This is a genomic window from Acaryochloris sp. 'Moss Beach', assembly GCF_021497025.1.
GTDB lineage: Bacteria > Cyanobacteriota > Cyanobacteriia > Thermosynechococcales > Thermosynechococcaceae > Acaryochloris > Acaryochloris marina_A.
The window spans coordinates 3,494,497-3,515,580 of record NZ_CP071717.1; the positions used below are offsets into that span (position 1 = coordinate 3,494,497).

A 21,084-nucleotide genomic window follows, 5' to 3' on the forward strand; every position below is an offset into this window, starting at 1 on the left:
GAATTCAGGTTAGCGAGATCAATGCCATGACATGATCCAATTCGATACTGCCATAGCTTTTCTGAACCTGAGTTCGGGATAAGCTAAAACCCTTATTCCTACGGGAGCTGCAAGCTGTGTTCTGCCGTAGAAGGATTGTAAAAATGGACTTAACCCGAACTAGGGTGACGTAACTTAAATATTGGTACTTTGTGGAATCTTGGACGGGAGCAAGATGTCGTAATAGGTGGGTCGGGTTTCGTTCCGTTCTTGAATAATCAATTCGATCTCTTTTAACCTTTGTTGGAAGTCTAGAAGAGGCTGTTTAACATGGGGGTCGTTGAAGTAAGTATGTTCGTTAATATCATCTAGATCCACATCATTGGCTTTGTAGTAACCCAGCTGAGTATAGTAGACCGAACCCAAGGTATAACCTAGATCCAACTGTTGTTCCGCCAAGCTGAGGGGAGGCAGTAGGGAGAAATAGTCCGCTTCACTGGCTGTCTTTGCATTTGGAGCTTCACTGAAACCTGCGAGAGGCATATTGGGGACAAACGTCATCAACGAAGCTTGGGGGAAATTCACAGATGCATGTTGGGCACTACAGGTGAAAATAATGAGTGTTGTCGCATTAATGAGGTAATCCAAGGTTCGAATCTTAGGCTCGGGTTCTTCCGGTGTCGCTTCACCAATTTCGGTCATCTGACCCCCATCTTCAGCTCTAAGCTCTTTCAACCAAGCTTGCAATGTTTCATCGTTGAGGACTGCAGCATCATCTTTGTAGAAGATTTGCAGATAGGCCTCAACCCAGTCATGAATTGCATGCCAAAGGAGCAATGCATCGTCACGATAAGGGTAGTCAGGTAGCTTTTGCAGATCATCCACGCCTCGGGATGCAAAGGTTTGGGGCAGCATGGAGTCATTAAAAGAGAAGGGATAGCCCTTGGCCCCTTTGACACTAAGCTGCACGGAGGACAGTATTGTTCCGAACAAGAGTTTATCTACGGTGCCATCAGGTGCAATTAAGCTACTCGCTGCGGCATTGTTGATAAATAAGGTGCCCTCAAAGTGAGGGAGGAGCAGTTTACCCAGGGGATGTTCTGTTCCTAAGCGTCGATAAGTACCTAAAGCAATCGGCTCAATCCAGAGATGGGTGCGCCCTAAATGAGAAATCAGTTCATGATAATTACCATCAGCGATTTGAACCACTGTCTTGGCCATACGCCAAGCTAGCCGCTCCTCTTCACCAGCCTCAAGGCTTGGCGGTGTAAAGATAGGGCTGTCTGCATCTTGGTGGCATTGGATAGCAATCGGTGTGAGGAGACGACCTGGACAATGACCTGATCCAATCGCAAATAATGCTAAAGGTGCATAGCTATACTTCTGAAGTGTTTCTTGACGACCTTTTATCTTGGTATTCACGGTGCCAGGAACGATTTCTTCTAGGATCTGGTAGTCCGCTAGATAGACGCGTCCATCATTTAGGGCTGTCTGGAGAGACTCGCCCTCTCCCATGACAGTCTGGAATTGTTGTTCTGTGACTTTGAAATGGTCTGGGAGTTCGGAAATGCGGTTAATCACAAGGGGGTTGGCTCCGGCAACCCGTTGAGCAGCAAATGCCCGATCTTCCAGAAAATGATTACTAATATCTGGTAGGTAAATGATCTGAAAGAGATCACGATAGTTTGCTAAGGAAGGTTTCTCTCCTGCATCCCTGAGTTCAGCTTTTTCTTGAATATCCTTGGCCATGGATGAAATCCGGGCTGAGACCTTATCAGGATTTTGCTTATCTTTAACATCATGCCTGATGTTTTGAGATTGGGATTGGTTGCCAAAAATATTGGAGAGACCTCTGACAAGATCACTCACAGCATTAAAGAGTCGCTCCAGCCATGATTGATTGAGGGGATTCTCGAGAATTCTAGACAAGCGCAGAAAAGTAATCAGACGACAGGCAGACCCTTTGCGGACGGCTATATCCTGCATTGCCTGATTGGCAATAATTCTGAGTACAACGGAAACGATATCTCTGGTCCAAGGCCACTTTGTCAACGACTGATCTGCTGGAAAAACTTCCTTAGCCATTGGATATTTCAGTTCAGAGGAAACATCTTTAAGGGCATCGTATCGATATTCATATTCTTGCGTCATAGTAGCTCCCAATTGAGGATCGATTTCAACAGAACTTAAGTGATGTTCTGAGGCTATTAGAATCATCAGATATAGCGCAGGATTTTATGCGAATTGCAAAGACTTGTGTTCTGTGAGTCACTAGTCTTTGCAATTCCTGAAAGCTTCTTCGGGAGAAGGTTAAATTTAGATAGTTAATGCTTTCTGATTGGTAAATCTTGATATTCATTTACATCTATTAGCGCTTCAGAAAGATGATCTGAAATTAGAAAGGTTACTCCTTGAATCCCTCAATTATTGTTGTTATCAGAAGAAAAAAAGAAATGGGGTTTCATACAGATGCTGTGCTATTGCTTTGATGGTGATCCATTCCCTTCTATGCAGAAGAGGAGAACACCATCGAGTTTGCTATATGCCATTACAATTGGGAGCTGTAGCTTGCAATAATTTTGACGTACGGTAGCAATCAATATGGTTCAACTGACACCTAACTCTAGCTTTAGCCTGACCATTCGTTTGAAGTTACCTAATCAGACGGGGATGCTGGCCCAGGTATTACAAGCCATTGGGTCTGCTGGGGGAAGTCTGGGACATATTGACCTTTTGGAACGCACTCATACCTCGCTGACTCGCGAAATTACTGTCAATGCCTCCAGTACGGAACATGCGGATACTATTGTGGATGCTTTAAAAGCACTGCCGCACATTACCTTGCTGGATGTTTCTGATCGCACCTTTGATTGCCACCGGGGCGGAAAAATCACCGTTCAAAGTAAGCTCCCTCTTCATAGCCAGGATGATTTATCCATGGCCTATACCCCTGGCGTAGGAAGGATTTGTACGGCCATTGCCCAAGAGAAAGATCAGGTGTATCGCTATACCATCAAAAGCAATACCGTGGCTGTCGTTACCGATGGTAGTGCAGTGTTGGGATTAGGAAATATTGGCCCCGAAGCCGCTTTACCCGTAATGGAAGGGAAGGCTCTGCTGTTTCAGGAATTTGGCAAGATTAATGCTTTTCCTGTGTGTCTAGCTACTCAGGATGTGGATGAGATTGTGGAGACGGTGAAGCGAATGGCCCCGGTCTTTGGTGGGGTCAACCTAGAAGATATTAGTGCACCTCGTTGCTTTGAAGTGGAAGAACGGCTGCGCCGAGAACTAGATATTCCGGTCTTTCATGACGATCAGCATGGAACTGCGATTGTGGTGTTGGCAGCGCTCATCAATGCTCTGAAGTTAGTGGATAAAACCTTTGAGGATATTTCCATTGTCATCAATGGAGCTGGAGCTGCAGGTGTGGCCATTGCTAAGTTATTGCAAAAAGCAGGTGTGAAAACGATTCGACTGTGCGATCGCAACGGCATTATCAGTCAAGATCGCACGGACCTAAATGAAACCAAGAAGTCCTTTGCGGTAGAACAGCCAGGAACCTTAGCCGATGCCCTCAAAGGGGCGGATGTGTTTCTTGGGGTGAGTGCGCCAGGTGTTCTAACGCCAGAAATGGTCAAAACGATGGCTTCAGATCGAATTGTGTTTGCGATGGCTAATCCCATTCCTGAAATTCAACCTGAGTTAATCCAAGGTGATGTCGCTGTGATTGCTACGGGACGCAGTGATTATCCGAATCAAATTAATAACGTATTGGCGTTTCCCGGTATTTTTCGAGGTGCCCTGAACTGCCGCGCTGCCGCTATTACAACGACAATGCACCTACAAGCTGCTTATGCGATCGCAGCTTTAGTTGGCAGTGATGAACTCCACCACGATCACATTATTCCGTCTGTGTTTGATGAGCGGGTTGCAACAGCGGTTGCTTCGGCAGTAGAACAAGCAGCTCGCCAAGAAGGGATTAGCCATTGCTAGATTTTTGTCCCAGAGCGAGGGGAGTCAACTGCAAATGCCTACCCTCTACGCCAGAGGTGTTGCTAGATTTAACTTCAATAGAGTGATCATGCCTCAGCCAGTTTCCACTCTTGAGACGGACGGGGCTAGAACATTGGGTTTTGTTGTTGAGGAATAGTCTATGTTTTTCTCAGTGCTTGCATAGAACATCTCAAAGAATAGCCGAACCATCCAATAATGCCCAGCAATTTGAATCCATCTTCAAAAAGGATGCGCCATTGTCCGGTGACTTCCTCAATCGAGGCTGAAAATGCATCAACAAAAAGTGATAGTGCAAAAAAAACAAGTGCAACCAGCAAAATAAAATAGTCCGTTTTTAAGATAGTTCTCCAAAATTTTACGCCTCCACTTACCACCAACATGCAGTAAATTAGGAGAGTAAATTCTTCTTTAATATTGAAAATTCTTGGATAAACTGACTCATGCAGCATAAATAAGTCATCTAGCCCAAGAACTAGGCTAAAAATACCTAAACATAGTAAAAAAATGGAAAATTTCTTGGTACTTCGAGTTGACTGCAGGATAGCCCAGCTAAACATGCAGATTGCGCCAGATGCAGTTAATACAAGGACCCCAAGATGTGAAGCGATACCCGCAAGTGGGTTAATATTGCCAATGACTGCCGGATCACGCATAAAGGTTGTGATTGGAATATCAAATTTTAGACTTGCAAATACCAGCGAGAATAAGAACAGTATTGGCAAGAAATAAAGTGATAGTAAAAAATGAAAGATATTTTTTTATCTGAAGACAACATTTTTAAAAAAGATAAAAAATCTTGCTGACATCAAGGATCTAATATTTTGTATCGGTTTCCTAGCTCCATCATGCTGTTGTGGAACTACAAAGAGCAAGTTTTTTTGCAAAGGAAATTCAGGGATATGACGCCAAAGCTCAGACTGCCATAAGCAATTTAGACAATCTGAGCTTTGGCAGCTCTGTGATCAAGGCTTTAGCCACAGTCATACCAATTAGCACCTAAGAGTGTAATTTTGATTATTTCCTAAGCCAACTTAGTATTGGGTTTCACAAGTTGGAGAGTTACACCTTCAGGCACAGCTTGGTATCAGTTCACGACAATGACCAGATTCCCAACTCATTGATGTGGGTTTTGAGCCAAAAATGGGTATCGTAACTCATCCACATCATTAGACCCCTTACAGATAGATTCATTGCCGTTGAAAATTCGTATCACTTTCATACAGCACGATCTTTCTAAGAAATCTTGTCTTGCTCCTGAAACAAAATCACAAATCCTTCTTGGGTAAAGTGCTTGTCGTGAGTCAAAACTGTGCTGATATCCATCTGTTTCATAACAACCATAGAAATGCAGTCAGTCAAACTATAGGCTTTATCTGATCGTTGAGCATAAAGTGAAAAGCCTACTTCTCGTAGCTCAGGTGTATAGGCAACCACAGTGATTGTAGGCTCTCTGATAATTTTGGAGCATAGAGTTAAAGCCTTTTGGCGCATGAAGGTGCCTCTGGTAGAAGCGTAGTTGAGTACTTCATCCAAGACGCCGTCCGAGACTACCAGATCACTATTGAGATTTCGCCGGGCATAGTCTAGAGCCGATTGATGCCAATCATCCGAAGGGTTGAGTAAAGCTAGCCAATAAAAGGTATCTGCAAAGATTGGCGTCATGCTTTAGGGGATGATTTCTTTGGCGTGCCATAGATGTAGTGATCATGCTCAGCCGCACCATCAGCCGGTAGTGTATCCAGTACTTGAGGAGGAATATCTGCGACCAGCTCTTCGATGAAATTTGCAAACGGCTGTGCTTGCTCCTGTTGGCGGTGGTGTTTCATCCTTGCCAGGAGTAGAAAATCCAACATTTCTTCAATAACTGAATCAGGAGATTTCTCAATTTCACAAATAAGTCGCTCTTTTGGAGTCATGATCAAGAAACTACATAGGTAGGGCTAAGTCTATGTTACTTGTTACATAATTCACCTACAGTATTGGCTAATGAGCGCCCCCTACTATGACACTGATTGATAGACACCCTCTTCAGTTTGGCTGACTTGGCCTTGTGCAATTAAGTTCTCAATAATGGAGTCGCAGCGATTGCACAGCAAAGGATGTTTTTCAGACTGACCGACATAAGTCGAGTAATTCCAACAGCGATCGCATTTCTCACCATCTGCCTTCACCACTCCCACACCCAGGGTTTCAGACTGAAACTGGTACTTTAACTCACCTAAACTTTTAGGTGTATCCAGCAATTCCACCTGGGAAGCTAAAAATAGGTATCTTAACTCATCCACGTCGTTAGAACCCTTGCCAGTAGAAGGATTCATTGTTTCTAGCTGCTGACGCAAGTCCGTATCGCTCACATACAGCAATACCTTCGATTCCAAAGAAGACCCAATCTCTTTTTCCACACGAGCCTTCTCCATCACCTTATTCACCTCTTGGCGAATATCTCGCAGAGTTACCCATTGACTTGCGAGGTCAGGATTATGCCACTGATCCTCTAGCTGCATCCATCCCGCTGCAAAGACTGAAGAGTGGGATGTTGCATAGGGCAAGGATTGCCAGATATCTTCTGCCATATGGGACAGCACTGGGGCAATGGCGCGGGCTAGGTTCTCTAGGGCAATCACCAACACCGTCTGACAACTTCTTCGTCGCAGAGCATCAGGCTCACTGATATAGAGACGATCCTTGGCTGTGTCTAGGTAAAAGTTGGACAGATCCACCACACAGAAATTTTGGACTGTCTGGAAGAATCGGAAGAACTGAAAGCTCTCAAAAGCTTCTGTCACGTCAGTAAATACTTCTGTGATTCGATGCAGCATATAGCGATCAAGCTGGGGCAGATCTTTATAAGCCACCGCATCCTGAGCCGGATTAAAGTCATGGAGGTTACCCAGCAAGAATCGAGATGTATTGCGGATCTTGCGATAGACATCCGCCATTTGTTTGAGGATGTTTTTGCCCAAGGGCACATCCGAGGCATAGTCTACAGACGAGACCCAAAGGCGCAATACATCAGCACCATAGGGCGGATCTTGCTTCTGGTTTTTACCCCCAGAAATGACGATGGCAGGGTCTACGACATTGCCGATGGACTTACTCATCTTGCGACCCTGTTCATCTAGAACAAAGCCGTGGGTCAAGACGGTTTTGTAGGGAGCATGACCGTTAGTGGCCACGCTGGTGAGAATGCTGGACTGGAACCACCCCCGATGTTGGTCTGATCCTTCTAAATACATCTCAGCTGGATATTTCAACGATTCACGCTGATCGCAGACCGCCGCCCAGGACGAACCAGAATCGAACCAGACATCCATGGTGTCCGTGCCTTTGCGGTAGGTATTGCCATCGCTGCGATAGGGTTCGGGCAAAAGTTCATCGTTGTCGAGTTCCCACCAAGCATCGGAGCCCTTCTCCGCCACAATTGCTTGGATATGATTGACGGTGGCTTCATTCAGGAGAGGCTCTCCCGTGGCGTCGTTGTAAAACACGGGAATAGGCACACCCCAATTGCGCTGGCGGGAGATACACCAGTCCGATCGCTCTGACACCATTGAGGTGATGCGGTTTTGGCCTTGAGCGGGAATCCAATTAACGGTTGCGATCGCATCTAGTACTGCTTCTCTAAACCCATCAACCGATGCAAACCACTGCTCCGTCGCTCGCAAAATTACCGGCTTTTTAGTCCGCCAATCATAAGGATATTTGTGGGCATAGCTTTCTTCTTTTAACAAAGCACCCGCTGACTGCAACGCCTCAATTACGGCCTCATTGCCGCCATTCAAGACATTCAACCCGGCAAATGGACCTGCATCCTTGGTAAAAATGCCCTCGCCATCCACAGGCGACAACAAATCTAGGCCATATTGCTGACCAACCTGATAGTCTTCTTGTCCATGCCCTGGTGCGGTATGCACCAAACCCGTCCCCGACTCCGTCGTTACGTAATCTCCTAATACCAACGGTCCCTGGCGTTCAAACAGGGGATGCTGGTAAGTCGAATGCTCTAAGGCTTTACCCGGTAGAGTTGTGATGACCTTAAATGAAGACTCCAAAGTCTCCGTCAACTGCTCGATCAAGTCTTCCGCCACGATCAGATAATCGTCCCCAGACTTCACCACGGCATAGGTGAGATCGGGATTTAGACTCACGGCCAAATTACCAGGAATAGTCCAAGGCGTCGTAGTCCAGATAGCCACTTTCAGTGTCGGCAAATACTCAGCTAACAGTGGCTGTGCCGTTTCCGACAGTGACTTCACATCAAAGGTGACATAGATACTGCGGGAGGTATGGCCTTCAGGATATTCCAGTTCTGCTTCTGCTAGAGCCGTTTGGGAACTAGGACTCCAGTAAACAGGCTTAAAGCCTCGATAGATATATCCTTTGAGGGCCATTTTGCCAAAGACACCAATCTGAGCCGCCTCATATTCGGGTTTCAGGGTGAGGTAAGGATTCTCCCAATTCCCCCAGATGCCATAACGCTGAAAGCTCTTGCTTTGCTTCTCAACGGTCTTTAGGGCAAAGTCACGAGCCTTCCACCGTAGTTTTAGCGGCGTTAGCTTGGCCCGATTTTCGGGCTGGATATTTTGCAGCACCTTCAGCTCAATCGGTAAGCCGTGGCAGTCCCAACCCGGTACATAACGAACTTTGCGCCCCTGCAAAAGTTGAAACTTGTTGATGGTGTCTTTAAGAATTTTGTTGAGAGCGTGACCAATATGCAAATCCCCGTTGGCATAGGGAGGTCCATCATGGAGCACAAACACCTCGCCCGGATTATTCTGGGACAGGTCTTCGTAAATATTTTGGTCTGCCCAAAACTTTTGTAGCTCAGGTTCGCGCTTTACCGCATTGGCGCGCATATCGAACTTGGTCTTGGGAAGATTTACGGTCTTTTTATAGCGTCCGGGTTCTGTCACAATTTCTAGCCAACACAGCAGAGAACATCAACAAGTCATTCAGACATTATCAACGAGTAACCTGTATATGGGCAACGATGACCTGTATATGAGTCACGAGATCTAAACTGTGCTTCCAGCTTTCCGCCAGAAACCTGAAATCCTCAAGACACACATGTTAGATTGGTACCGAAAATGGTACCAATCAGGGAAGCTCATGGATTTGTTGACCGTTCGAGAAGCCAGAGATAATTTATATCACCTGATTGATGAGATCGCTGAACATCACAAACCCATCGTGATCTCTGGTAAACGCAACGATGCGATCTTGATTTCTAAAGAAGATTGGGATGCTATCCAGGAAACAATTTATTTAAGCAGTATTCCGGGGATGACTGACTCCATTCGGACGGCAGCCGCAGAACCTGTGGAAGAATGTATTGCCGTTGAAAATCTGGATTGGTAATGTGGACTGTTGTTCTTTCCAAGCAAGCTGCTAAAGATGCGAAAAAAGTCTCAGCATCTGATCTCAAGCCAAAAGTTCAAAAACTGATAGCAGTATTACAGAGTGATCCTTATACTCTGCCCTACGAAAAGTTAGTGGGTGATATGCAGGGGTATTATTCCCGAAGGATCAACATCCAGCACCGACTCGTTTACCAAATCTTTGATGAGCAAAAAGTGATCAAGATTTTGCGCATGTGGAGTCACTATGAATGATTCTGTAGTGCATGACTACTCCAGTAGCCAATTGAAAATTTCTTCAGTGGTCAGTTGTAAAGTGTTTGCAAATAGCGGGACAGGAAGTTGCTGCGTTGGTAGGTCAAACACTAAAGTCTGTTGCTGTGGCCGATAAACCAAGATTGCTTTTTCACTTGGATCAATTAGCCAACTCATCTTAGCCCCCTGATCGAGGCAATGTAGGATATTTTTAGTCACCTTAGTATGACTCTGATCGGGAGACAGAATTTCAATGGCCTAATTAGGTGCCAGCTGAAAAATATTAGCAATCTCTCCATGATGATCACGCACAATTCTGCCCCAACTGAAGACGGAAATATCTGGAATAGTGGATCGATCACCAAAAGTACAGCGTAATTCTGAGAAGGCCCTGGCAATTTTTTGAGGTCTTAACCGAGCATTGATCGCAGTCGATAATTCTGTCTGGATCGAGCGGTGCTTTCCTTGTGGTAGCGGTTTTTGAATAATTTGCCCGTCTATATACTCGCTAGCAGGTTTTGTCTCCGGTAATGCTAGAAACTTTTCTAACGTCAATCGTTGAACAGGAGTTTGTACCATCTGATCGTTAGCTCAACGAGAAATACATCAGTTGACTGCAAAATAAATTCACCGCGCGGAACGAATCGTTCCAACTCAGCAACCCCAGCACTCACCATTCCTCTTCAAGTGCCTCTTCGAATATTGTTCCCAGCGTTATTTCATAGGGTAGTTCTTTATCATCTCTATGATAAGCAACATAAGCTATTCCTTCTTCTTTGTCCCAGCAACTCATTTCGATAATGCTGTTCCAATACCAATCTGGAGAGCCAGTGTTGGCGTTCCCCTGAAAGTCAGCGGGGCCCCAAACCTCTTGAATTTTGGCAACCACCACCTCATATTCATGTTGAAAATCAGCTTCAATATTTTCTAAATTTGAAAAATCATCATCAAAGAACAGTTTTGAAACTTTCCAGTCAAATGTATATCCGTATGGCTGATAGTTCCCTGGAAGCATCTTCCACAAAAAGTCTTCAAGAATTTCGACGGGATGTTTCTCTTTCATGACTTGAGGTTCTTTCCATAACCTTTCTAGCCAATACAGCAGAGAACATCAACAAGCCTGCAGGTGTTATCAACTAGATCTCAACTATAGTCTTGTAGATCTGACCTTTCTCTCAAGACTTGGATTTTGGCAATGCTCGATTACCTGGGGTTTAAGATCTCATGGGTAGAGAGAGTCTGGGTTAAGTTGAGCTTGAGTTTACCTTGTCTCAAAGTCGCCACAAACTCAGGAGACAAATAAGACTGATATTCCATCTCTTCTGCAATATGCTGTTTCATAAAGGCCAGGCTCAATACGGATAGGTATGATTTAGCCGCATCAGGAGATGGTCCTGACAGTTTTTGGGACTCAGGCTGTGCTTCAGACTCACTGGATGGATCGACTGCGATCGTGGAAAAATGCGTTCCCCCCTGCATCAAAACAAAATATTTATCTGCTGTGGTGAGCCAAGTAAAGGGTGTGGCTTGTTCAAGGAGCGATGGAGACACTTTGTCCGCACTGCCTGATACCAACATCACCGGGGTTTGAATTTGGCTGAGGGTCTCGCCCAGCACACTACTATCGACTGGGTTGATGGCGATGACCCCTTTAACTCGGGGATCTGCCAGCTCATAGCGTTGTTGAGGCAACTTTAACGCTTGGCACTGAAGAATTAAGGAGATATTGATGGTGTCTTTAAGCCGCGATCCACAATCTTGCTGAAGTTGCCCAAAGTTGATCGTTGCGCCCGCTACGGCTAGGGCGGTATATCCCCCAAAAGATTGGCCAATGACCCCTACTTGCTCCAGATTTAGCTGCCCCTGAAACATTGGATCGGCGGTTGCTAATCGTTCCAATTCATCCAAGATAAACCGCACATCCAGTGGACGATCCAGAAACTCGATGGGCTGGGTTACGTCTTTCACTCGTCCTAACATCAATGCCTGGAGCTGATTGGTATTGCTGCCTATATGTTCAGGCATGACCACCACAAATCCATGAGAGGCAAGATGTTCTGCTAAATATGCATAAGAGTTGCGATTGGAATTGAGGCCATGAGAAATCACAACAATAGGCTTGGGAGCGGCCGTTTGAGGTAGATAGATATCAACGGGGAACTGCCGGGATTGCCCCGTTAGCCCTTGCCGTGTGGCACTTTGATCGGATAGGGTGAGGGTCGTTTTTTGCCAAGAATATTGCCCTTGCTGAGTCAAGGCAGACCCTGTGGAACTGGCTATGGGGCTAGCAGGGGACTGGTTCTCCAACACCTGAATTAATGTGTTTGTTTGCCGAATGAGTCCCCGGATTTGAGAGAAGACAGCTAATCCTTCACTGAGGTCAATCTTCAGCCCTTGGATGGGATAGTGCTTGAGAAAATTCAAAACTGTGAGACCTTCTGGATCCGCCGCTGCCACGATCAATGCGCCTCTCAGAGCATAGAATCCACCGTGATTAGATTTGGGTCGAATGACTCGGGCAACCCGTTGGACCATCAACTCGCCAATATCTGAATAGAGAAATTGGGATAGGGCGACTGGAGAGATGGCTAGCTTTTGTTGTAGGGCATTTTGGAGAAATGGGCGCTGCTCAGGGCTGATATAGCGAGCATAGGGAATAAAATCACCTGTGATTCGCCCCGTTTCGGCAAAGGTCTCCAAGGATTTGACTGAGACGGATTGCTCAAAGGAGAGAAACGAGGCAAAAATTCGCTCTGCACTCCTGGCTGGTTTAGTCTGACAACTGATAGACAACCAAAATGCTGAGCTAACCAATACGCCTAGTTTTACGACTCTCTTGAACATATGAGATGCTTACCCTTTAAACCGTTCCTCAATCCGTTCAAGAGCATAGCAAATTTGGCCATAGCTGTTCTCTTCCTCTCAATTCTGGTGAAAAACTATAGAGGAAATGATTCAGGCTGCTGGGGTAATGGGTTGTTTGGTCAGATTAATTCCAGTTGCCCACCATGGTGAACGAAGACCAGTAGTAGGGATGGGTAAAGTCCACTTCGCCGCGTTCAGCAAAAATAGCAGGCAGGGCAATTTGAGAGCCATCTGCTAAGACGAGTTGAGCATCATCGGTCAATCGAACTTGACCATTGAGCATAGCCATTTGGGCCTGCCGCAATGCTGCCGACTTAATGGGAGCCGTTTTCAAGTTTTGATAAAACCCTGTCATTAAGCCCAGCGTGCCTTCATCGCTGACAAACCAGAGACTACCCAGGGCCGACTTTACGCCGGATTGAATCGCTAATCCGGTGAATCCCAGTTCCGCATCTGTATTGCCTAGGGCGGTTTGACAAGCACTTAACACCAATAGCTCTACGGTGGGGGTATCACTCCATTTAGATTGGGTGGCCACCTCTCGTAAATCCTTGAGGGTCAGTTTGCCATCCCAAAGCTGGATAAAAGACTTATCGATCTTGCCAGGATTAAACTCGGCATGGGTCGCCAAGTGGATAATGTCGAACTGTTGCTGTTGGGTAAATTTCTGGAGATTGGCGAGGGTGACATCGGGGTCTAAATAGGCCGATCCTTGCCAAATATTTTCAGTGAGGGCTGGAATCTCCACTGCAACAGAGGGTAATGGCGATTGGCCCTCGACTTCTTTGGTAATTCCCATGCCCAAAACCTGCTTGCCTTGAATAGGAGAAAAGCGGGTATCCGTCAGGCTAAAACTGGGAATCAATGCCAGGTTGTACTGTTCCACCAGAAACTGTTGACCGTCGTGGAGGGCGGCTAAGGGGAGCGATCGCAACCCCGTATCCATGGAAAAGATGATGGTATCGATCTTTTTCTTTTCTAGCTCTGCGACTAGTGGCTGAACCATCCATTGATGAAGCTTTTGGGCCGAGTCCAAGTAGCTTTTGGATTTGAAATCAACTGGGTCACTGATCTGCTGTCGAAAGTCTTTAGATACCTTGGAAACTTGACCTAGGGTAGCCTCTGGTACTTTTACAAACGTCACGTTGGGATTATTGAGATCATCTGTGGACGGAGCCGCTTGTCCCAGTTGGATCGGTTGGCTGGAGGCTACTTGGATAGCTCGATCAATACGACTCAACTCAGGGTCACTAAGGTCTGCGGTGACCAAAACAAGCTGCAGTCCCTCTCTCGTTTTCAGGACATAGAGCAATGCTGGATTGGTGCCGGTGGCTTTAGCGAGTTTCTTTAACTCCTGGGAAATCACATCGGCAGAAGCTGCCTCGCCAAAGAACGGACCAAACTTAGAGGCATAAACCCCTGCAAAGCTGGTTTCAATCGTGGCGATTTCCGTGGGTACACCATCAATAAAAGGAGTATCTGCAGGCGGATCCTCAAACCCCGGGTTGACGTCCGTATTTCCATCCGATTGGCCTGTCATATTGATATCGGATTGACTGGTGGGAGGTGTGCCTGGTGTAATCGGTGGATCTAGCGGAGTTTGGGCCATATTCCGATCAGCAACGCTCAAGGTCATCGCTACCGTCAGCAACCCTAGATTAATGAGGCGAAAAGGGGTTTTAAATATCTTGATCATGGTCACAATAGATTTTTCTATTCAAGTTGGCTATCGATCAGGTCAATAAACGGACTGCTCTAAAACGTGATGGCGTAACCGATGCCAAAAATAAAGCGCACACCATCTCCGGCGGTGCCAGTAACATCCGTGAGTGCTGGGGTAATAATAAGTGGAATTTCACGAAAGGGCCGAAGAGAAAAGCCTAGGGATAAATCTTGGCCAGACCATTCTGCGATCGCATTTACCGGATCAGCAATCCGCAGGGCAACACTGCCAAAAATGCCCGGAGTATCATCATCCGTGAACACATTATTCTCCGTTCGATAGCGTCCTGTCCCCAATCCAGCGGAGACATACATTCGACTAAACAGATCCTTCGTATTTTCCTTGAGAATAAATGTCTTTGACACCACACCATAAGGACTGGGACCGTCGATATCTCCTGGTCCCCAGCTAATGGCATCGTTGACGCCGACTGCGACGGCAAATAAATCAGGTAACCGTCGATGCAGTTTGAAGCTAATGATGCCCCGCTCAAAATTATCTAAATCTGTTAGGGTGAGTCCCACATCCAGACCCACATACTTGCGGGCATCGCCTAAGCCAAAGCCAACCCCAATCGCTCCATCAGAACTATTTGTAAACCGAGTGCGATGTTGAAAGCCAATGCCAACGGAAGCTTGACGCCAGGATTTGCCATAGGCAGAAGGCGTCAGAATCGTGGTGCTAGGACTATAAATCACCTTGGGCGTTAGCAACTCTTCTCGCAGATCCAACGGGACTTCATCAGGGCTAGAGGGTTGGGTGCGAATACTGGGCCGACGACCCGCTGCATCTTCAGGGTTGGGTCCTTCTGGAATCTGAGCAATTTGATCGAGGGTTAATAAAGGTTGAACTGCTGCAGCTGTGGGTAGAAGCCTGGAGGTGAACTCACCCTCAGAGAAAGTGGGATTTTCTTGCAGTGTCTCATTGGGGGTAGACGTTGTAACTGCAGTCAATGGAGGTGTGAATTCAGGCAGGCGGTTAGTCGCAGCCTCATCTGAACCCTGAGTGATAGCCAGGACTTCCTGTTGGGAGGCTGTAGTGTTGGCGACAGAGGGTAGAGGCGAATTCAATCCTGTTGGTGCCGGAGGGCTGGTTGCTGCCGAGTCTGGGGCCAGCACAACGCCGAGAGGGGCTGGCGTCCGTCCCATCAGACTCTCTTGAAGGGCTAAATCCTGTTGGCTAAAAGGGTAAGTATTTTTCAGAGAGAGTTCCGTTGCTCCCACCTGGCTAGGAAAAGAGAGACAAACAGAAATCGAGAGGAGACTCAGATGGCAAATAGATAATGGCTTTAACGGCATAAATTTATCCACAAATTAAGCGCAATAAATAACAGTCCTCTTGTGCAGACTCAGGAAATTAGTCACCCTAGATTGAACCATACTGTCAAGGAATGGGAGCTGAAATTCAGAAAATATAAATATCTATAAGATGGATGGAGTGACCGAATCTTGATGATGCGCCATAAAAAAATCCAGAGAGTAAAAAGGATAAATACTCTCTGGATCAAAAATGAATAGTTCAGGCCTAAAAGCCTTAAATACTGATAGCTATAAAGCTGAGGTCTCTAAAAAAACCAGTAAATTCATGAGGGGCTTATAGATTAGTTGTTTAAGCCAGTATTAGGGCTGACAGGGTCTTCCGTGGTCCCGCCAATGGCACTTTCCGGCTCAGCGATGGGCGTTCTCTCGTTTAACAATCGCTCAAAGTCAATGACCTCTTTTTTAGGACCTCCCCGGCGAATACTAGTTCGATAGTTGAACAGTTGGCGCAGTACCCGTGTGGGTTTATCTTTCGGCTCAAGGGTAATTAACAATCCTTGATCTAGGCATTGCCCTGCTTTCTCAGAGATACAAATAACTTTGTAGTTATTCATACTTCCAGTAGAGACAAATCGCAGTAATCGCTGGTCAGAGAATTGCTGAAATCTTTGGGTTACTGCTTCACATCTTTTGGCAGGAGTCCAAGTTGTGCCAAAAAAATTACTTTCCCAGACAATGAGCTCAATCATGCCTCGCTCAGTGTGGGCTACGGTCGATAATTTATCCGCCTCATTTTTACATTCATAGCGAATTCTGGATTTTACCGGTTGGTCTGGTGAAATACCCGGTTTGATTTGGGGAGAGGTGGCATTTTCTCCTTCTGAGACCGTGGGGACAGCAGGGATGCCGGGTGTCGATAAACCAGGGTCGGCAGAGACTGCTAAGGGGCTGGCAATGGCCGTTAAGAGGAGAGAAGATGTGAGGAGAACTCTAGAAAAATAAGTCATTTTAATACCTTGAAGTCGTTGTCACTGGCATAAATCACCCGCATAAATTTTGGCTGGCTGAGGAATCAGCAAGAGGCCTGATAGCTAAGTTGTTGATGACATAGGCAAAGAACCTCATTCTGAACACAAAGGACCAGGGCAGATATTCACCACTTCTTTCTGGGGGGCAGGCTGTGCAGGAGGCTGATAGACAGGCGGGGGAGCCGATCGGGCAGGGGGGCGATAGACCGGGGGAGGAGCTGAACGGACTGGAGGTTGGTAAACCGGGGCTGACCGAACGGGGGGTTGGTAGACCGGAGGAGCCGACCGGGTGGCCGTTTGTGCAGGGGGCTGCCAAACGGTTTCAGGGGCTGGCCGATTGGCGATCGCAGTTTTGGCATCCTTCTGGATTTGATCGGCGATTTTCTTCCAGTATTCTGGAGCTTTGATTTGTTTGGCGGTTGCGATCGCATCTTCCTCACGCCCTTCCTTTAAGGCTTTTTTAGCTGCCGTGATCTTTTTCTCATTGGCACTATGTTTGTCTTGCCACTGCTTGGATTCTCGCTGGGCCTTTGTCTTGACGACGCTGGTGGTGGGAATTTGTTCAATCCCCGATAAAGCCAGTTTTAAATCTCCCTTGACTTCATAGTTCTGGCGAGCGTCCTGCAGGATGCGGGCGGACCAATCATCTAATTTCTGGGTGGCTTGAAAATGATAGGTACTCTGATCCGACACCTTCGTGATCAGCTGCACAGCTTCCCCAAACTTCGTTTCCTCAGCCAGTTGTTTGGCCTGGCCCAGATAGCACTTCGACAATGGATTCAGCAATTGGTTGACCGCTTCAGACTGCTGGGTCATGGCTGTTTCGCCCAGGTCAATACATTCAGAATATTTGGCTTGCCCATGCAGTTGGCCTAGGTGAGCCGCCGTTTGGCTGAGGGTTTTAGGGCCCCACAACAGAAACCCACCAATGCCTGCCCCGACTAAAACCGTAGAGGGCACGAGTACCTGGAGGAGTTTGCGGGATTTAGCGTTCGTTCCACTGGTTTCATAGATGGGGGCTGTCCCTTTCTCTGGTTGCACCAGTGGTGCCTGAATGTTGGTGGCTTGATTGGTGACCTGGTTCGTCTTATGGTCTGCGGTGACTGTGGTTTGAGGTTGATAAAGCGTTGAAGGTGGCTCTGCAGGGTCGTGTCCTTCCTCCAACTGGTCGGGTAGAGGCATGGCTTCCGTTTTGGCGGCTGCCAGGGTCATGCTACCCACAACATCAGGTACCTGGTCGAGATCTGCTAATACTTCGGTGACGGACTGATAGCGCTTGCGATAGTCTCGACGAACCATCTTGCGCAAAAGGTCAGCCATCTCTGGACTGACGTCGGCCTCATTCTGCCAGAGAATTTCGTCTTCTTCACTGCGCTCAAATTCGACGGGACGAACGCCCGTTAGGCCATAAATACCAATGGTGCCTAAAGCGTAAATGTCGCTACTGATATGGGGTTTGCCTCGAATTTGTTCGTCTGGCATATAGCCAGGGGTGCCGACGGCAATGGTGGTCTCGACCACCTGACTTTGACCGCGGTTAATTTGTTTGACGGCCCCAAAGTCCAGCAAAAAAACGGCTTGATCCGATAACCGTCGAATTAAGTTATCCGGTTTAATATCTCGGTGAATAACCCCTAGATCATGGACATATTTGAGGATTTCTAAGCATTCGACCAAGAAGGCTTTAACCTTGGCTTCTGGCCACCGTTTATCTCCACTCAATTCTTGGGCAATTGAAATGCCATCAATAAACTCTTGGACCAGGAAGAAATCTTGTTCGGACTCAAAATAAGATAACAGCTTGGGAATCCGAGGATGATTTCCTAAGTTGCCTAAAATACTGGCTTCCTGTTCAAAGAGTCGGCGGGCAATCTCCAGAAATTTAGGATCATTAGAATCTGGCTGGAGCTGCTTAATTACGCACTTTGGATAATCTGTTAAATAGGTATCTCGGGCTAGAAAAGTAGTACCAAAAGACCCTTGCGCTAAGGTTTTTAGCACATGATACCGAGAGGCTATGACTTGTCCGGACATCTCAACCATCAACCCAAACGCTCATTCCAACCAATATTTTAAGAGAGTCGACCGATAGGAATACCAAAAATTACAAGTATTTAAATGGGTATGACTCTGGATCATTTCGTTCACATCCTGCTCTGATAGACCTGAAGTGATCGATCTGATGGGCTGCATGCTCTTTCCCAGAGGCTTTCAGTCTTGAACCAGATATCCCGCATCCCACTGGTTAAAAGACAGATTGAAGCGTCTGTTTAGGATCATCGCCACTTGTCTGAAAGTCTAACTGTCCCTGGGGGTAGGTACAGTGATTTATATCAATTGTCTAGACATTGAGCTAAAGAAATGTGAGTTTTACTACACTCATTTATCTGGGGTGATGGGCTGCGTTACGCAGATATCAAGAGTGAATCCCCATCTAAAAAGGACAACAACGATTAGACACGGCTCCTAGCCACTTGGGGATGAAATTCATTAAGATTATTGACACGCCCTCTTCTCAACTTGCTTGTGAGGTTTAGCTTTGTCTGTCTCTGTGAAATTTATGCCTGACGATGTCACCATCGAGGCTGAAATTGGTGAGCCATTGTTGACGGTTGCTGAGCGCGCTGGAATTGAGATTCCCACCGGTTGCTTAATGGGATCCTGTCACGCTTGTGAGGTGGATGTTGAAGAGATTGGAGAGATGTGTTCTTGTATCTCTTCTGTTCCCCCTGGCTATGGTCAACTGACGATCAATTTATTCTCAGACCCCACCTGGTGATTAAGAAGAGTGGGTGGGGATAACCTCAGCCACTTTGGCGGAAATAAAGGGAATAACTTCTTCGTTATCGCTTGCCTGTTTGCCCTCGGTAAACACCACTAATAAATAAGGAGAGCGATTAGGCAATTCAATATAGGCGGCATCATGGCGGACGGTGCTGGTCCAGCCAGCTTTGGACCATACTTTTGTATCTAAAGGAACGCCGCTGCCGATAAATCCGGTCACTTGATTTTCTGGATCTGCGGCCAGCACGTCTGGGCTGAGATCCCGCAGCATTAGGTTTAGCATGGCTTGCGATCGCACCGCCGATACCGATACCCCACCGACAATACTGTGCAGCAGACGGGCTAAGGCTTCTGTGGTCAACCTATTGCGATTGGCTCGGGTTTCTCTTACAAATGCCTGTTCTCGTCCGTAGGGGCCATCTCCCCAGGTTTTTTGATTGGCATTGATGGTGCCCAGTTCCGGCCAGCCCAAGGATTGAAAATATCGATTGACGATATTGCGCTGGTACTGCCAGGTCTTAAAGGGTTCAGGGGATAACTCAGGACCGCTGGTGGTGCCGGTCAGCATATCCACCACCAGACCCGTGCCATCGTTACTAGAGTCAACAATCATGTCCCGCATCGCCCGTTCTAATTCGGGGGAGGGCTGCATCATTCCCGTTTCTAACCATTCATGGGCAGCGACGAGATAAAACAGTTTGACCACACTGGCTGGATAAATACATTCCACCCCGCGATAGCTATACCCCCGCACCGGATATTGCCAAAATTCCTGGGGACTGATGCTGCCCCCTGTATTCGTGATGAAAGGCGGGTCATACACAAGCCAAGTTATAGCCAGCTGATTTTGAGCTAACCAAGGAAATTTAGTCCAGACCTCTTCCACAATGGATTGGCCTTGAGATTGGAGCTGATCATCTGATTGAAAAAACGGCATGGTTCAGTAAGAATTTGGGCAAAGGGCAAGCTTTATCAACAGCAGACTAACACCATTTTCGACTCCCTAACAGGCCAAAAAAATCTGGCGAAAATGTCTAGATTGAAGGCGATAAGATTCCTAAATTCTCTTTTTTCCTCTATTGTTGAATTATTTCTTAAGGTGAAGTGACATTTCTAGGGTCAAATCAGGGCAAACTCTAGAAGAGGGTCTAATTCTATTAGGCAAGATTCTTGTTCAATCTGATGCATTATCAAGAGATTGTTTAGAACTAGACTGGTATTTTTCAGCCCTTACTCATTAGTGGATGTAGGAGTTAAGCGTGGCAGGTCACAAAATCTTAGTGATTGATGACAGCAAGGTCATTCGTATGCGTGTCCGGGATATGCTGCCGGAAGGTGACTTTCAGGTTTTAGAAGCTAAGGATGGTGCAGAAGGCTTAAACTTGATTCGGCAAGAACGCCCTACTTTAATCATGTTGGACTTTCTGTTACCCCGAGTTAGTGGTTGGGAAGTCTATCAAGAACTGCAAAATGAGAACGATCTGCAGTCCATTCCCTTGGTCATCATGTCAGGTCGAAAGGAAGAAGTCACCGATAAGCTGACAGAACCCTTCGAATTTTTTGAATTTATTGAAAAGCCTTTTGAGAAGCATCAATTGCAAAAGGCGATTAAAGGTGCCTTTACTAAGTCTCGATTACCTCGACTCCGTACGGAAGCCAGTAAGCCTGCAGAGGCTGCTCCTGCCGTTGACAATACTGAGGTGATTGAACTACGCCAGAGAGTAGAGTCGATGGAAACTGAGATTGCTAACTTGAAGCGGGCATTGACTCAACTCGTGAACTTCGTAAAGCAAAAGCTTTAGGGATTTATCTAGACATCA

At 46.6% G+C, this 21,084-nt stretch carries 17 protein-coding genes and 1 pseudogene; 5 read left to right on the plus strand and 13 right to left on the minus strand.

The annotated features are described in order from the left end of the window. Positions 1-174: 174 nt before the first annotated feature. A complete protein-coding gene (locus tag HRE53_RS16470; RefSeq protein ID WP_235107231.1) occupies positions 175-2,130 on the minus strand; it encodes a lipoxygenase family protein in 1,956 nt (651 codons plus the stop codon). Between the two features lie 450 nt (positions 2,131-2,580). Here HRE53_RS16470 and HRE53_RS16475 point away from each other — a divergent pair, with 450 nt between their 5' ends. Beyond that, positions 2,581-3,972 (plus strand): NAD-dependent malic enzyme, encoded by a 1,392-nt coding sequence (locus tag HRE53_RS16475; RefSeq protein ID WP_212664405.1) that lies wholly within the window; start codon positions 2,581-2,583, stop codon positions 3,970-3,972. Between the two features lie 158 nt (positions 3,973-4,130). Here HRE53_RS16475 and HRE53_RS16480 read toward each other — a convergent pair whose 3' ends face one another. From HRE53_RS16480 to ileS, 4 genes are all read right to left on the minus strand, one after another. After that, positions 4,131-4,646 carry a hypothetical protein gene (locus tag HRE53_RS16480; RefSeq protein WP_235107232.1) on the minus strand — a complete coding sequence of 172 codons (516 nt, stop codon included), beginning with the start codon at positions 4,644-4,646 and terminating at the stop codon, positions 4,131-4,133. A 580-nt stretch (positions 4,647-5,226) separates the two neighbouring features. Continuing rightward, entirely contained in the window at positions 5,227-5,655 is a 429-nt protein-coding gene (locus tag HRE53_RS16485) for a type II toxin-antitoxin system VapC family toxin (RefSeq protein WP_235107233.1), read from the minus strand. Then, positions 5,652-5,909, minus strand: a complete 258-nt coding sequence (locus HRE53_RS16490; RefSeq protein ID WP_235107234.1) for a hypothetical protein — start codon at positions 5,907-5,909, stop codon at positions 5,652-5,654. Before HRE53_RS16490 ends, HRE53_RS16485 begins: the two co-directional genes overlap by 4 nt. A gap of 84 nt (positions 5,910-5,993) precedes the next feature. After that, positions 5,994-8,906 (minus strand): isoleucine--tRNA ligase, encoded by a 2,913-nt coding sequence (ileS, locus tag HRE53_RS16495; RefSeq protein ID WP_315875746.1) that lies wholly within the window; start codon positions 8,904-8,906, stop codon positions 5,994-5,996. A gap of 196 nt (positions 8,907-9,102) precedes the next feature. On the opposite strand from ileS, the gene HRE53_RS16500 reads away from it, so the two are divergent. Next, positions 9,103-9,351, plus strand: a complete 249-nt coding sequence (locus HRE53_RS16500; protein WP_212666126.1) for a type II toxin-antitoxin system Phd/YefM family antitoxin — start codon at positions 9,103-9,105, stop codon at positions 9,349-9,351. Further along, a complete protein-coding gene (locus HRE53_RS16505; protein ID WP_235107235.1) occupies positions 9,351-9,605 on the plus strand; it encodes a Txe/YoeB family addiction module toxin in 255 nt (84 codons plus the stop codon). Before HRE53_RS16500 ends, HRE53_RS16505 begins: the two co-directional genes overlap by 1 nt. Before the next feature lie 15 nt (positions 9,606-9,620). Here HRE53_RS16505 and HRE53_RS16510 read toward each other — a convergent pair. From HRE53_RS16510 to HRE53_RS16540, 7 genes and pseudogenes are all read right to left on the minus strand, one after another. Further along, a pseudogene (locus HRE53_RS16510) lies at positions 9,621-10,184 on the minus strand (Uma2 family endonuclease). 91 nt (positions 10,185-10,275) lie between these two features. Then, positions 10,276-10,668, minus strand: coding sequence for a hypothetical protein (locus HRE53_RS16515; protein WP_235107236.1), 393 nt, complete (start codon positions 10,666-10,668; stop codon positions 10,276-10,278). Between the two features lie 140 nt (positions 10,669-10,808). Further along, positions 10,809-12,449 carry an alpha/beta hydrolase gene (locus HRE53_RS16520; protein WP_235107237.1) on the minus strand — a complete coding sequence of 547 codons (1,641 nt, stop codon included), beginning with the start codon at positions 12,447-12,449 and terminating at the stop codon, positions 10,809-10,811. A 145-nt stretch (positions 12,450-12,594) separates the two neighbouring features. Next, positions 12,595-14,166: a CHAT domain-containing protein gene (locus tag HRE53_RS16525; protein ID WP_235107238.1), complete on the minus strand. Its 1,572-nt coding sequence runs from the start codon at positions 14,164-14,166 to the stop codon at positions 12,595-12,597. 59 nt (positions 14,167-14,225) lie between these two features. Further along, positions 14,226-15,491: a hypothetical protein gene (locus tag HRE53_RS16530; RefSeq protein ID WP_235107239.1), complete on the minus strand. Its 1,266-nt coding sequence runs from the start codon at positions 15,489-15,491 to the stop codon at positions 14,226-14,228. 302 nt (positions 15,492-15,793) lie between these two features. After that, a complete protein-coding gene (locus HRE53_RS16535; RefSeq protein WP_235107240.1) occupies positions 15,794-16,459 on the minus strand; it encodes a COP23 domain-containing protein in 666 nt (221 codons plus the stop codon). 114 nt (positions 16,460-16,573) lie between these two features. After that, positions 16,574-18,523 (minus strand): serine/threonine-protein kinase, encoded by a 1,950-nt coding sequence (locus HRE53_RS16540; RefSeq protein ID WP_235107241.1) that lies wholly within the window; start codon positions 18,521-18,523, stop codon positions 16,574-16,576. Between the two features lie 496 nt (positions 18,524-19,019). On the opposite strand from HRE53_RS16540, the gene HRE53_RS16545 reads away from it, so the two are divergent. After that, on the plus strand, positions 19,020-19,259 hold the full coding sequence (locus tag HRE53_RS16545; protein WP_212664418.1) for a 2Fe-2S iron-sulfur cluster-binding protein: 240 nt from the start codon (positions 19,020-19,022) through the stop codon (positions 19,257-19,259). Here HRE53_RS16545 and HRE53_RS16550 read toward each other — a convergent pair whose 3' ends face one another. Continuing rightward, complete coding sequence (locus HRE53_RS16550; RefSeq protein WP_235107242.1) at positions 19,260-20,201, minus strand: serine hydrolase; 942 nt, start codon at positions 20,199-20,201, stop codon at positions 19,260-19,262. A 322-nt stretch (positions 20,202-20,523) separates the two neighbouring features. On the opposite strand from HRE53_RS16550, the gene HRE53_RS16555 reads away from it, so the two are divergent. Beyond that, on the plus strand, positions 20,524-21,066 hold the full coding sequence (locus HRE53_RS16555) for a PleD family two-component system response regulator (protein ID WP_212664420.1): 543 nt from the start codon (positions 20,524-20,526) through the stop codon (positions 21,064-21,066). Positions 21,067-21,084 lie beyond the last annotated feature (18 nt).

Coding starts and splice junctions, on each gene's coding strand:
- HRE53_RS16490 (WP_235107234.1), bottom strand. CDS start 5,909: ATGACTCCAAAAGAGCGACTTATTTGTGAAATTGAGAAATCTCCTGAT.
- HRE53_RS16550 (WP_235107242.1), bottom strand. CDS start 20,201: ATGCCGTTTTTTCAATCAGATGATCAGCTCCAATCTCAAGGCCAATCC.
- HRE53_RS16505 (WP_235107235.1), top strand. CDS start 9,351: ATGTGGACTGTTGTTCTTTCCAAGCAAGCTGCTAAAGATGCGAAAAAA.
- HRE53_RS16485 (WP_235107233.1), bottom strand. CDS start 5,655: ATGACGCCAATCTTTGCAGATACCTTTTATTGGCTAGCTTTACTCAAC.
- HRE53_RS16530 (WP_235107239.1), bottom strand. CDS start 15,491: ATGCCGTTAAAGCCATTATCTATTTGCCATCTGAGTCTCCTCTCGATT.
- HRE53_RS16500 (WP_212666126.1), top strand. CDS start 9,103: ATGGATTTGTTGACCGTTCGAGAAGCCAGAGATAATTTATATCACCTG.
- HRE53_RS16535 (WP_235107240.1), bottom strand. CDS start 16,459: ATGACTTATTTTTCTAGAGTTCTCCTCACATCTTCTCTCCTCTTAACG.
- HRE53_RS16470 (WP_235107231.1), bottom strand. CDS start 2,130: ATGACGCAAGAATATGAATATCGATACGATGCCCTTAAAGATGTTTCC.
- HRE53_RS16525 (WP_235107238.1), bottom strand. CDS start 14,166: ATGATCAAGATATTTAAAACCCCTTTTCGCCTCATTAATCTAGGGTTG.
- HRE53_RS16540 (WP_235107241.1), bottom strand. CDS start 18,523: ATGGTTGAGATGTCCGGACAAGTCATAGCCTCTCGGTATCATGTGCTA.
- HRE53_RS16515 (WP_235107236.1), bottom strand. CDS start 10,668: ATGAAAGAGAAACATCCCGTCGAAATTCTTGAAGACTTTTTGTGGAAG.
- HRE53_RS16520 (WP_235107237.1), bottom strand. CDS start 12,449: ATGTTCAAGAGAGTCGTAAAACTAGGCGTATTGGTTAGCTCAGCATTT.
- HRE53_RS16480 (WP_235107232.1), bottom strand. CDS start 4,646: ATGCGTGATCCGGCAGTCATTGGCAATATTAACCCACTTGCGGGTATC.
- HRE53_RS16475 (WP_212664405.1), top strand. CDS start 2,581: ATGGTTCAACTGACACCTAACTCTAGCTTTAGCCTGACCATTCGTTTG.